Annotated in this window: 10 protein-coding genes and 1 riboswitch; of the genes, 7 read left to right on the top strand and 3 right to left on the bottom strand. The window is 65.5% G+C overall.

Features of this window, described 5'->3' with window-relative positions; genetic code table 11:
- The first annotated feature begins 231 nt into the window (after positions 1 to 231).
- From CHB73_RS04535 to ribB, 7 genes are all read left to right on the top strand, one after another.
- Positions 232 to 1,101, top strand: coding sequence for a transposase (locus tag CHB73_RS04535; protein ID WP_179216895.1), 870 nt, complete (start codon positions 232 to 234; stop codon positions 1,099 to 1,101).
- Positions 1,102 to 1,168: 67 nt separating this feature from the next.
- The gene (locus CHB73_RS04530) at positions 1,169 to 1,393 is read left to right on the top strand and encodes a hypothetical protein (RefSeq protein WP_089272558.1); all 225 of its coding nucleotides are present in this window, start codon (positions 1,169 to 1,171) and stop codon (positions 1,391 to 1,393) included.
- 26 nt (positions 1,394 to 1,419) lie between these two features.
- Positions 1,420 to 4,509 carry a formate dehydrogenase-N subunit alpha gene (fdnG, locus tag CHB73_RS04525; protein WP_089272556.1) on the top strand — a complete coding sequence of 1,030 codons (3,090 nt, stop codon included), beginning with the start codon at positions 1,420 to 1,422 and terminating at the stop codon, positions 4,507 to 4,509.
- Positions 4,510 to 4,521: 12 nt separating this feature from the next.
- Positions 4,522 to 5,250 carry a 4Fe-4S dicluster domain-containing protein gene (locus CHB73_RS04520; protein WP_089272554.1) on the top strand — a complete coding sequence of 243 codons (729 nt, stop codon included), beginning with the start codon at positions 4,522 to 4,524 and terminating at the stop codon, positions 5,248 to 5,250.
- A gap of 285 nt (positions 5,251 to 5,535) precedes the next feature.
- A complete protein-coding gene (locus tag CHB73_RS04515) occupies positions 5,536 to 6,114 on the top strand; it encodes a peroxiredoxin family protein (RefSeq protein WP_179216894.1) in 579 nt (192 codons plus the stop codon).
- Between the two features lie 28 nt (positions 6,115 to 6,142).
- Positions 6,143 to 6,796 carry a redoxin domain-containing protein gene (locus CHB73_RS04510; RefSeq protein WP_089272550.1) on the top strand — a complete coding sequence of 218 codons (654 nt, stop codon included), beginning with the start codon at positions 6,143 to 6,145 and terminating at the stop codon, positions 6,794 to 6,796.
- 9 nt (positions 6,797 to 6,805) lie between these two features.
- Positions 6,806 to 6,958: riboswitch (FMN riboswitch) on the top strand.
- A 143-nt stretch (positions 6,959 to 7,101) separates the two neighbouring features.
- Entirely contained in the window at positions 7,102 to 7,746 is a 645-nt protein-coding gene (gene ribB, locus CHB73_RS04505; protein ID WP_089272548.1) for a 3,4-dihydroxy-2-butanone-4-phosphate synthase, read from the top strand.
- A gap of 57 nt (positions 7,747 to 7,803) precedes the next feature.
- Here the strand turns inward: ribB and CHB73_RS04500 are convergent, their stop codons facing one another.
- From CHB73_RS04500 to CHB73_RS04490, 3 genes are read right to left on the bottom strand one after another with little or no spacing between them, the layout of a single operon-like run.
- Positions 7,804 to 9,162 (bottom strand): MltA domain-containing protein, encoded by a 1,359-nt coding sequence (locus CHB73_RS04500; RefSeq protein WP_089272546.1) that lies wholly within the window; start codon positions 9,160 to 9,162, stop codon positions 7,804 to 7,806.
- The gene (locus tag CHB73_RS04495; protein WP_089272544.1) at positions 9,159 to 10,304 is read right to left on the bottom strand and encodes an AI-2E family transporter; all 1,146 of its coding nucleotides are present in this window, start codon (positions 10,302 to 10,304) and stop codon (positions 9,159 to 9,161) included. Before CHB73_RS04495 ends, CHB73_RS04500 begins: the two co-directional genes overlap by 4 nt.
- Complete coding sequence (locus CHB73_RS04490; protein WP_179216893.1) at positions 10,301 to 11,860, bottom strand: ATP-binding response regulator; 1,560 nt, start codon at positions 11,858 to 11,860, stop codon at positions 10,301 to 10,303. Before CHB73_RS04490 ends, CHB73_RS04495 begins: the two co-directional genes overlap by 4 nt.
- Positions 11,861 to 11,874: the final 14 nt, after the last annotated feature.

The following is an 11,874-nucleotide window of genomic DNA, read 5'->3' as shown; positions in this document are numbered from 1 at the left end:
CTTCTCCACCCCGGCACTCTCCTCGCGTCGTTCCGCTGCGCCACTCCGGCGCGCGGACCCTCTCCGCCCATTTACGCCACTTGCAGGGGGGCATCAACAACAAATGCCCAAAGACAATGCTGTTTATTCACTTTGGCAGGGGCGCGCCTCCGCGTTGTGTCCTTTTACCGCCTCAAGACTTGGCACCAGAAGCGGACCATGGTACAGACAGGACAGAGGTTCCCCCCAATCATGCAGCAGACTTCATCCCAAAGCGCACCGGTCGCGCCTATCGAAACGGAAGAGCATGCCCGCGCAGCCTTTGTGGCCCTGTGCTGGCCCGACGGCGAAAAAATCTGTCCGCGCTGCCACGCGCACGCGCCCTACCAGCTTTCCGGCGGGCGGCTCCGGTGCGGCTCCTGCCGCTACACCTTCCACGACTTCACCGGCCGCTGGCTGAACGAAACCGGGCTGTCTCCCCTGAAGTGGATGCGCGTGGCCCAGGCTTTCGCCAATGAGCTTTCCCCGCGCGAGGCCGCGACGGAGGTCGGCATCTCCTACAACACGGCCTTCAAGGCGCTTACGGTGTTGCGTTTGGCCGTGCTGGCCCAGGGGGCCGATGCGCAGCAATTTCTGCGGCCCGGCGGGGTGCTGGCCCCGCTTTTGGCCGCCTCCGCCCAGGAGCAGAACGCCCCGCCCTGCTCTTCGCTGCCGGTGTACGGCCTGCTCAGCCGTTCGCAGCACGTGTTCGTGGACCTGCTGCCGGAGCTTTCCGCCGAAAGCGTGCTGCACTTCAACCACAACTTTCATCTGCGCGTGGCCCGCCACGGCAGCATCCTCATCACCGACCGCTACAAGACCTACGATGCGCTGATTCTCTGCGGCGACGAGCACCTGCCCTACCACTACCTGCTGCGTCATCCGGGGCAGATCTTCGCCGAAACCGGCGGCTGCCCCTTCTGGGACTACGCAAAGCCCCGGCTCCGGCAGTTCAAGGGGCTCTCCTGGCGACGCTTCCCGCTCTACCTCAAGGAACTGGCCCTGCGGCACAACATGCGGGATCAGGACCTCGCGCCCGTGCTCCACGCCGCGCTCTGCGGCCTTGTGCCAAAACTTGCGTAACCCTGCGCTGTTTTGACTCCAACGCGCCTTTTGCGGATAGCGTGGACTCCATAACCTGGAGGTCCACATGTTCACACATCCTCCAACAACCACCATCCGTCCGGCCGGTCCGCTGCCATTCTGCGGGCTCGGCCTGGACGCGGCAGAGGTCCGGCGCAAGGTGTCGGATCTTGTACTTTCGCCCATTCCCCACGGGGAAGGGCAGGTGCAGGAGCCGCACTTCGACGCGCCCCCCGCGCTTTCCGGCTACGGCCTGCTGTTGAGGCTGTGCCGCGAAACGCTCGGCAGCTGACGCCACCCCCAACCCAAGGAGGCACCATGTCGCTTACCCGCAGAGGATTCCTGCACCTCTCCGCCGCGGCCGCCCTCACCGGCGCCTTTGCAGGCATAGGCCACGCGGCCAAGCCCAAGGCCGCCGGAGCCCAAAAGGCCGCAATCGACCGCATCGCACAGCTCAAGCCCGAATGGAGCAAGCAGACCACCACGGTGTGCTGCTATTGCGCCGTTGGCTGCGGCCTCATCGTCAACACGGCCCTGTCGGGCTCAAAACGCGCCATCAACATCGAGGGCGACCCCGACCATCCCATCAACGAAGGCGCGCTGTGCGCCAAGGGCGCAAGCATCTACCAGCTCACCGAGGGCAACCCCGGCGAAAAGAATCCGCGCCTGACCAAGGTCATGTACCGCAAGCCCTACGGCACCAAGTGGGAAGAGAAATCCTGGGACTGGGCCCTTGAGCGCATCGCCCGAAAGATCAAGGCAACCCGCGACGCGGGTTTTGTCCAGAAAAACGCCAAGGGCCAAGTGGTGAACCGCTGCGAAAACATCGCCAGCGTGGGCAGCGCCGCAATGGACAACGAGGAGTGCTGGGCCTACCAAGCCTTCCTGCGCTCGCTGGGACTGACATACATAGAACATCAGGCCCGTATCTGACACAGCGCCACTGTTGCGGCTCTGGCAGAGTCGTTCGGACGCGGCGCGATGACCAATCACTGGATCGACCTCAAGAACAGTGACTGCATTCTCATAATGGGCAGCAACGCTGCCGAAAACCATCCCATTTCCTTCAAGTGGGTCATCCGCGCCCAGGAAAAGGGCGCAAAGCTCATCCACGTGGACCCGCGCTTCACGCGCACCAGCACCAAGGCCGACATCTACGCCCCCCTGCGCTCCGGCTCGGACATCGCGTTCCTGGGCGGCCTCATCAATTACATCCTCGGGAAAGACCTCGCCTTCAAGGAATACGTCGTCAACTACACCAACGCCTCTTTTATCGTAGGCACCGGCTTCGACTTCAAGGACGGCCTGTTCAGCGGCTACAACGCCGAGACCCGCAAGTACGACAAGGGCCAGTGGAAGTTCGAGATGGATGAGAAGGGAGCGCCCAAGCGCGACAACACCCTTCAGAATCCGCGCTGCGTGTACCAGCTCTTGAAGAAGCACTACGCCCGCTACACGGTGGACCGCGTGGTGGAGATGTGCGGCACGCCGAAGGACAAGGTGCTTGAGGTCTTCGACGCCTTCGCCTCCACCGGCAGGCCGGACAAGTCCGGCACGGTCATGTACGCCATGGGCTGGACCCAGCACACCGTGGGCGTGCAGAACATCCGCGCCATGAGCATCGTGCAGATGCTGCTCGGCAACATGGGCGTGGCCGGCGGCGGCGTGAACGCGCTGCGCGGCGAGTCCAACGTGCAGGGCTCCACCGACCAGGCCCTGCTCTTCCACATCATTCCCGGCTACATGCCCACGCCCAGCACCGCCCAGCCCAGCCTGGACGACTACCTCAAGCTCATCAAGCCGGTCTCCAACGACCCCATGAGCGTGAACTGGAAGAAGAACTACGGCAAGTACGCCGTCAGCCTGCTCAAGAGCTTCTACAAGGACATTGAGCCTGCCCAGGCCTATGGCTGGCTGCCCAAGCTCGAGGTCGGACAGAACGCCTCCTGGCTGGTCATGTTCGACGAGATGCTCCAGGGCAAATTCAAGGGCTTCCTCGCCTGGGGCATGAACCCCGCCGTGTCCGGAGCCAACTCCAACAAGACGCGCGAGGCCATGACCAAGCTCGACTGGATGGTCAACGTCAACATCTACGACAACGAGACCGGGAGCTTCTGGATGGGGCCGGGCATGGACCCCAAGAAGATCAAGACCGAGGTGTTCATGCTGCCCTGCTCGGTCTCCGTGGAAAAGGAAGGCTCCATCTCCAACTCCGGCCGCTGGATGCAGTGGCGCTACCAGGGCCCCAAACCCCTGGGCGACTCCCGCCCGGACGGCGAGATCATCTACGAGTTGGCCCACAAGCTGCGTGAGCTGTACAAGAAGGATGGCGGCGCCTTCCCCGAGCCGATTCTGGGCCTGAACTGGGAGGACATGGGCGACGGACATGAGTTCAACGCCCACAAGACGGCCCGGCTCATCAACGGCTACTACCTCAAGGACGTTGAGGAGAAGCTGCCCGACGGCTCCGTGAAGGTGTACAAGAAGGGCAGCCAGGTGCAGAGCTTCCTCGCCCTCAAGGACGACGGCAGCACCTGCTCCGGCAACTGGATCTACTGCGGATCGTACGTGGACGCCGACCCGGCCAAGGGCAACCGCGCGGCCAGGCGTTCCAAGGAACAGACCCCGGCCCAGGCCAATGTGGGCCTCTATCCCAACTGGTCGTGGGCCTGGCCGGTGAACCGCCGCGTCATCTACAACCGGGCCAGCGTGGACAAGAGCGGCAAGCCCTACGCCCCGCACAAGGCCGTGCTGGCCTGGAACGCCGAGGCCAAGAAATGGGACATCGACGTGGTGGACGGCGGAGGCAACCCAGGCGCCGTGCATCCGTTCATCATGCAGCAGCACGGCATGGCCGCGCTCTACGGTCCGGGCCTGAACGACGGCCCCTTCCCCGAATACTACGAACCGCTCGAATGCCCGGTGTCCGCGCACCCCTTCTCCAAGGAGCTGCACAACCCCACGGCATTGAAGTTCGCAGGGGAAAAGCACAACGTCTGCGATCCCCGCTACCCCTTCGTGTGCACCACCTACCGCGTCACCGAGCACTGGCAGACGGGCTTGCAGACCCGCCCGCAGGCCTGGCTGCTTGAGGCCGAACCCCAGATGTTCTGCGAGATGAGCGAAGAGCTCGCGGAACTCCGCGGCATCAAGAACGGCGAAAAGGTCATCCTGGAAAACGGCCGCGGCAAGCTCTGGGCCATCGCCATCGTCACCAAGCGCTTCAAGCCCTTCACCGTGCAGGGCCAGACCGTCCATGAGGTGGGCATTCCCTGGCACTACGGCTGGCGCTGGCCAAAGGACGGCAGCGGCGGCGACGCGGCCAACCTGCTGGTCCCCTCCGTGGGCGACCCCAACACCGGCATCCCCGAGTCGAAGGCCTTCATGGTCAACGTCCGGAAGGCGTAAAGGAGGCATGACATGAGCAATGGAAAAAGCTTCCTGGTGGACCTGACCAAGTGCACGGCCTGCCGCGGCTGCCAGATCGCCTGCAAGCAGTGGAAAAAACTGCCTGGCGAAAAGACCAGGAACAGCGGCAGCCACCAGAACCCGCCGGACTTCGCCTTCAACACCCTGCGCGTGGTGCGCTTCAGCGAAAAGGAAGTGGACGGCCAGATGAAGTGGTTCTTCACGCCGGACCAGTGCCGCCACTGCCTCGACGCGCCCTGCCAGACCGCAGTCAACGACCCCGAGGCCATCGTCGTGGACGAGGCCACGGGCGCGGTGATCTACACGGCCAAGACAGCCAAGGAAGACTTCGAGACCGTGCGGGGCATTTGCCCGTACAACGTGCCCAGGCAAGACAAGAAGTCCAAGGTCATCGCCAAGTGCGACATGTGCAACGACCGGGTGAAAGCGGGCAAGCTCCCGGCCTGCGTCACGGCCTGCCCCACTGGCACCATGAACTTCGGCGACCGCGACGACATGCTCAAGTTGGCCGAAAAACGTCTCGCCGAGGCCAAGAAAAAGCATCCCAAGGCCCAGTTGGTGGACGCCGACAGCGTTCGCGTCATCTTCCTCACGGCGGACGACCCGACCCTGTACTCCCCCACCCTCATGGCCGATGCGGGCGCGGCCGCCCCGCGCGGCTACACCCGCCAGGAGCTTTTCGCCGGACTGCTGAAGCCGGTGAAACGCGTTCTGGGGTAATCCGACAGGCGTTTACGCACCTCTAGATAGGGGGCGGCACGGACGGGCGGTCCGGCCGGGCCGCCCCCCCTGGATACCAAGACCGCCTGCGGCCAGCAGGACGCGAGACAAAAAAACGAAACACACACCACCTAGCACCGAGGCTTGGGCAGTCCTCCCCCATCGGACGGGAACGCCGCCCCATCACGCCTGGCGCGTCCCCTTGAATCGGTGGGCCAGCGTCCCCCGACGGAAGCGACAGATCGCCCAAAGGCCACGACACGCAGAGCCCCAAGGAGCATGACCATGGACACACCGACCGCCTCTCGCATCTCCGCCCTGCTGCTGGCTTTGCTGCTGGCCCTGTCGGCCCTGCCCGCCCTGGCGGCAAAGCCGCGCACCGGCGACATCCTGCCCGATGAGGAGAGCACGGCCAGGCTTGCCCCGCCCGACGCCGCCGCCCTGGGTCTTTCCCCGGACAAGCCGCTGCGCCTCTCGCAGATCAAGGCCCGCACCCTGCTGGTGGAGGTGTACAGCATGTACTGCCCCATCTGCCAAACCGTTGCCCCGGCCGTGAACCGCGTTCACGAGCGTCTGGCCGCCTCGCCCCTGGGCCGGGAAATCGGCTTCGTGGCGCTGGGCGCGGGCAACTCGCCCTTCGAGATCGAGGTGTTCCGCAAGAAGTACCGCACGCCCTTCCCTCTGGTGCCCGACCCGGACTACGTGCTGCACAAGGCCTTCATGTCCGTGGGAACCCCCGCGTTCTTTGTGCTGCGCCCCCTCCCAGGCGGCAAGGGCCTCAAAGTGCTGCTGTACCATGAAGGCCCGCTGAAGGATGAAGACGCGTTTGTTGAACAGGTGCTGCGCGCGGCCGCCCAGAAGTAGCCAGCCCAAGCGCCCAGGAGCCCCAGCCATGCGATCGCCAGCCGTCGTCCTCTCCGCCCTGTTTCTCGCAGTGTTCGCCTCCGTTGCGGCCCTGGCCCAGGGGCCGGAGCAGAAGCACACGATTTTCGATCCCGGCCCGCTCAAGCCGGTGGACAGCGTTCTGGCCGTGCGTCCCGGCGACATGGCCCCGGACTTCGCCCTGCCGGGCGTGCTGAGCGGGCAAGGGAACAGGCGCCTGGTGCGCCTTTCAGACTACCGGGGCAGCAAAAACGTCATGCTCTCCTTCGTGCCAGCGGCCTTCACCCCGGTATGCTCGGACCAGTGGCCCGGCTACAACCTGGCCCAAAGCCTTTTCGAAGAATATGAATGCCAGGTGCTGGGCATCAGCACCGACAACCTGCCCTCGCTCTTCGCCTGGGCAACGGAAATGCGCGGCCTGTGGTTCCCGGTGCTTTCGGATTTCTGGCCCCACGGCAGGGTGGCCAAGCTTTACGGGGCGCTGCGCGGCGATGGAACCGCCGAGCGGGCCATCGTCATCATCGACAAGACGGGCCGTGTGCGCTTCGCCAGGAGCTTCGACATCAACACCCGGCCGGACCTTGCAATCATCATGACCGCACTGCACGCAATCCGCGAGGGCAGCCCACAGACCGGCGTTGACGCGTCCGCCCGCCCGGAGTAGATTCCAGGCGCTTGTTCTCAGGGCGGGGTGCAATTCCCCACCGGCGGTATCCTGAAGCGATTCAGGCAGCCCGCGAGCGCCCGCTCCATCGGGGAGCGGGGTCAGCAGATTCCGGTGAGAGGCCGGAGCCGACGGTGACAGTCCGGATGGAAGAGAATGAGGCAGTCTGCCCGCCGGGAGCGCGTGCTCCCCGGCGAGCCTTTCGCGTGGCGCGCCCCGGCCCTGGCCGGCGCCGTGACTGCGCGGGGGGTGTCTGTCCCTACGCCCTGATTCTGGTCCCCCTGCCCTTCCCAAGGAGGCACACCATGAATCAGTCCCTGCTTGACCGTTTTGGAACCCCGGAAACCCGCATCGACCGCGCGCTGGAGCACCTGCGCGCCGGGGGCGGCATGCTGGTGGTGGATGACGAAGACCGCGAGAACGAAGGCGATCTCATCTTCCCCGCGCAGACCGTGACCCGCGAGCAGATGGCCCTGCTCATCCGCGAATGCAGCGGCATCGTCTGCCTGTGCCTCACCGACGAAAAGGCGGACGCCCTTGAGCTGCCGCCCATGGTGGCGCACAACACCAGCCGCAACAAAACCGCCTTCACCGTCACCATAGAGGCGGCCCAGGGGGTGACCACAGGCGTCTCGGCCGCGGACCGCGTGACCACAGTGCGCGCGGCCGTGGCCCCCGAAGCGCGGCCCCACGACCTGCACCGGCCCGGCCATGTGTTCCCCCTGCGCGCCAAACCCGGCGGCGTGCTGGAGCGCCAAGGCCACACCGAGGCCACGGTGGACCTCATGCGTCTTGCCGGACTGGACCCCGCGGGCGTGCTTTGCGAACTCACCAACCGCGATGGAGGCATGGCGCGGCTGCCCGAGATCACCCTCTTCGCCGAGGAGCACGGCCTGCCCGTGCTGGCCGTGGCCGACCTGGTGCGCTACCGCCAGGCTGTCGGCGTCTAAAACAAACGGGCCGCCGGAGCACATCCTCCGGCGGCCCGCTTCAGGCATCTCTGCGGGCTATTGCCCGCCAGGCCCCAACGCGCCGCCCTGGCAGGACTCCTGCCCACGCAACGCCGGCGGCGACGGCTCGTCCCGGACAGCGCCGCCGGACAAGACCTCCAGCGCCCTGCGGCTCAACAGGAGGTGCAGCTGTCCGGGGTTCTTCATCCGGCCGGAGACGAACTCCGCATAGGGTCCGGAGCCGCAAAACAAATCCACATGATTGCCCTTGATGGCCCCGCCGGTGTCCTGGGCCAGGGCCAGGCCGGACAGACGCTGCGGGCCGCCGCTCTTGGGCGCGGGCAGGGACACGCTCATGGCCAGGGCCGCGCCCAGGGGCACCAGCTTGCGGTCCACGGCGATGGAGCCCATGGGTGTGAGCAGCTTGCCCATGCTGCCGTAAGGCCCGCTCTCCGCCAGGCGGAAGAACACGTAGCTCTTGTCCGCGCTGAGCAGTTCCTGCTCCAGTTGCGGATGCTTCTCCATGAACTCCCGGATGCGCGGTGCGCTGGCCTCGTTGCGGGTCAGGTGGCCACGGTTGATGATGGTGCGCCCGAGCATGGCCAGTTCCCGGCCGTTCTTCTCGGCATACAGCACATGCTTCACGCTGCCGTCGGGCAAAATGAGCCGTCCGGAGCCCTGTATTTGCAGAAAATACAGGTCCACGCGGTTCTTGACCCAGGCGATCTCCGCGCCTTTGCCCGCGAGGGCGCCGCCAAAGTCGATGTCGCCCCGGTCATGGTAGGGCTTGATGCCGTTCTTGCCCAGCCGGTAATGCAGCTTCTGCCCGCGCCAGCGGGGGTGGAAGTCGCCCAGGTCCGCAGTGAGCAGGTCCCGAGGATGACCATATATCGGGTACGGATAGGCGGGGTCGGGCTCCAGGCTGGCCTCCAGGTAGGGCTCGTAATACCCGGTGACCAGCGTGTCCGGCTCCAGCGGGTACCAGGCGAACACCTGGGCCAGCAAAGCCGGGTCGTCGTCCAGGTAGGGCAAAGCCGCCAGCAGATCCTCCAGGGTCAGGCGCAGGGCCTCCCAGGTGACGGCAAGGCCAGGCCGCTCCACGGCCACCTCCGCGCCGGGCTTTTTGGAGACATAGGACAGGCTGGCCCGCAGGCCGGGCGTCAGGTCACGCCAAGTGCGCAGGCCCTGGCTTGATGGGTCCATTTGCCGGGCCTGCTCCAAAGCCTGCCGGACGGTGAGGGGGCCGTACACGGGTTCCACAACCTTGGGCGGCGGCGGCGGAGCAGGAGGAGGAGGAGGCGCGGGCTTGGCGCAGCCTATGCTCACCAGCACGGCGGCCAGCAGCGCCAAACGCACAAAACGTCCCGCCAGGGTGGAAAGCCGCCCGGCGGAACTCCCAGGGGAAACACCTGTCATGGTTCGTTCCTGTGCTGCGCGTAGCCGGTTCTGGAGGTGAGCACCTCCTTGTACTCCTCCCCGTAGATGGTGAGCATGGCCATGAGGAAGGTGAGAATGAGCGGCCCGTAGATGATGCCCAGGGCTCCAAAGGCGTGGATGCCGCCCAATATGGCCAGAAAGATGAGGAAGGGCGACACCTGGGCCGCACGGCGCATGAGCAGCGGCCGCAGAATCGTGTCGATGTTGGTGACGATGAGCACGTTGTAGAACAGGAAGAACGCCGCCATGTGCCACTCGCCAAAGAAATACAGGTAGGCCGCCACCGGGGCCCAGATAAGCCCGGTGCCGACGACGGGAATGAGCGCGGCCAAGCCCATCATGACGCCCCAGAACAGCGGCGGAATGCCCACGATCCACAGGCCCAGCGCCCCGGTCAGCCCCTGCAGCACGGCGATGAGCAGACTGCCCAGCAGCACCGCGCGGGACACGCGCTGCAGGCTGTCGATCATGAAATCCTCCTGATGGGTGCGCAGCGGGGCCAGGTACTTCAGCTTGTGCACAATGCCCCGCCCCTCGCGCAGGAAGTAGAAGATCATGAAAATCATCAAGAAAAATCGGAGAATAAGCTTTGCCATATTCCCCACGAGGGTCGCACTCGCATCCAGGACGTACTGGGTGAAATTCTGCGTAAAGCTCAAAAGGCGCGCCTGTATGGTCGCCTGGTCGATATGCACAAAGGGCAGAGTCTCCCTGGCCCAGGCGAACAACTCGGCGATGCGGCCGCTCTGCATCAGTTCGTTGAAGTCGTTGCGGCCGGCCCAGGAGCGGATGGCGTTCATGGAATGCATCCCCTCGGTGACAAGCCCCCACACCAGAAACGCAGTGGGCAACAAGATGAGCACCACCACCAGGATGGAGGTGAGCCCGGCCGCAAGGTTCGCCCGACCGCCAAGGCGCAGGTACAGCCGGGAATTCACCGGGGAGAAGATGATGGAAAGCACGGCGGAAAGGATGATGGTGTGCATGAACGGCTCCACCAAAACAAAGCCGAACATGAAGGCGACAACCAGAAAGAAGAGCAAGAAATAGGCGAAAATCTTGTTGGAATGGTGCCCGATGGGCGGGGTGTCCGGGGTATCCGGAGTGCTGTTCATGGTCATGTGTCCGCCCCCTGGCGGTGGTGGGTTTCCGCCGGGCGGCGGCCACGGCGCACAAGCCGCGCCAGGCGGCCGATCAATCCCGGCATGTCGTTCGGGTCTGTCTGCGCGGCGTCCATGCCGGTCAGCAGGCAACGCTCCATTTCCCTGGCGTTCTGCGGGGCCAACACGGCCACAAGCGGCGTGTCGGCGCGCGCCCGGGTCACCCCCATGCGCACCATGCGCGCAAGCGCGAGGGCATCGGCCACGGACAGCGTCGGCGAGAAAACCACCGCCCCAAGCGGTCGCATCAAGAGCGCTTCCGCAGCCTGGCCCCCGCCGCAAACGCCCAGCACTTCCGCTCCGGCCGCGTCCAGGGCCGGAACCAGCGGCGCACCGTCGGCCGCGCCGCCATGGGCCAGAAGCACGGGGATGCCCGCAAGAACGCCGCCGTCTTGTGGCGGCAGGCGCAGCGGAATCAAAAGATGGAACACGCTGCCGCCCCCTGGAGCCCCCTCGACCTGCACCGTTCCGCCCAAGGATTCCACAAGGTTGCGGCAGGCCGCCAGTCCGAGCCCCAGCCCGCCGACTCCACGGGTCAAGAAATTGCTGCCCTGGGTGAAACTTGCGAAAAGACGCGCCGCGTTCTCCGGAGCAATGCCCGGCCCGGTGTCCGCCACGCTGAACCGCAGGGCCGGTGCTCCGCAAGGCAGGCGAACGGAGGGGTCCTGGGCGGCGGAGAGGGTCACGGAGCCACTCATGGTGAACGTTGCCGCATTCTTGAGCAACTGGTCCAGGGCCTGCCGCAGACGTTCGGGCTCGGTCAGCGCGCGCTCCGGCAGGGGGCCGGGAGCCAAACGAAAGACAAGTCCCTTCGCCTCGGCAACGGGCCGGTGCTCCCGCGCCGCGGCTTCAAGAAAGGCGAGCGGCGCGAACTCGCGCAGCGACACCTCCCAGCCGGGCAACTCCAACATCGTATAATCCAGCAGTTGGTTCAAGACGCCGGTCATGGCCCTGGCGCAGTCCTTCAGCTGAACCATGTTCTCGCGCTGTTCCGGCGTCAGCTCCGAGAGCAGCATCAATTCGGCCATGCCAAGAATGCCGTTCATGGGCGTGCGCAGCTCGTGGCTCAAGGTGCCGAGAAAGGCAGTCTTGGCCTGGTCCGCTTCCTCCGCGGCGCGGCGCGCTCGTCTCAGGTCGCGTTCCACCGTGTGTTTGGCCAGGGCGAGTTCGATGACCCCCCGGAGTTCGCGGTCCTCAAAGGGCTTGATCAGATAACCGAAGGGCGCGGCCGAAAGGGCCCGGCGCATGGTCCGCTCATCGGAATAGGCGGTCAGAAAAACCACGGGAACGTCGACGGCCTGGGCGATGCCCAAAGCGGCTTCGGTTCCGTCCATGCCGCCGTCCAGACGCACGTCCATGAGCACCAGGTCCGGCGCGGCGGAAAGGGCCAAACGCAGGGCGTCCTCGCCGCTGAAGGCCGCTCCGGCGACCTCGTAGCCCAGGCGGACCAGCGCCCCCTGGATATCCAGATTGACGATGCGCTCGTCGTCGACCACGAGAATTCTGGACTTGGTCATACGGCGTGCCCCGT

The organism is Humidesulfovibrio mexicanus (assembly GCF_900188225.1).
GTDB classification, from domain to species: domain Bacteria; phylum Desulfobacterota; class Desulfovibrionia; order Desulfovibrionales; family Desulfovibrionaceae; genus Humidesulfovibrio; species Humidesulfovibrio mexicanus.
This window is presented reverse-complemented; position numbering and strand designations above follow the sequence as displayed.

Excerpts from the sequence above, each read along its gene's own strand:
- CHB73_RS04495 (WP_089272544.1), bottom strand. The coding sequence starts at position 10,304 with ATGACCATGAACAGCACTCCGGATACCCCGGACACCCCGCCCATCGGG.
- CHB73_RS04490 (WP_179216893.1), bottom strand. The coding sequence starts at position 11,860 with ATGACCAAGTCCAGAATTCTCGTGGTCGACGACGAGCGCATCGTCAAT.
- CHB73_RS04535 (WP_179216895.1), top strand. The coding sequence starts at position 232 with ATGCAGCAGACTTCATCCCAAAGCGCACCGGTCGCGCCTATCGAAACG.
- CHB73_RS04510 (WP_089272550.1), top strand. The coding sequence starts at position 6,143 with ATGCGATCGCCAGCCGTCGTCCTCTCCGCCCTGTTTCTCGCAGTGTTC.
- CHB73_RS04500 (WP_089272546.1), bottom strand. The coding sequence starts at position 9,162 with ATGACAGGTGTTTCCCCTGGGAGTTCCGCCGGGCGGCTTTCCACCCTG.
- ribB (WP_089272548.1), top strand. The coding sequence starts at position 7,102 with ATGAATCAGTCCCTGCTTGACCGTTTTGGAACCCCGGAAACCCGCATC.
- CHB73_RS04530 (WP_089272558.1), top strand. The coding sequence starts at position 1,169 with ATGTTCACACATCCTCCAACAACCACCATCCGTCCGGCCGGTCCGCTG.
- CHB73_RS04515 (WP_179216894.1), top strand. The coding sequence starts at position 5,536 with ATGGACACACCGACCGCCTCTCGCATCTCCGCCCTGCTGCTGGCTTTG.
- CHB73_RS04520 (WP_089272554.1), top strand. The coding sequence starts at position 4,522 with ATGAGCAATGGAAAAAGCTTCCTGGTGGACCTGACCAAGTGCACGGCC.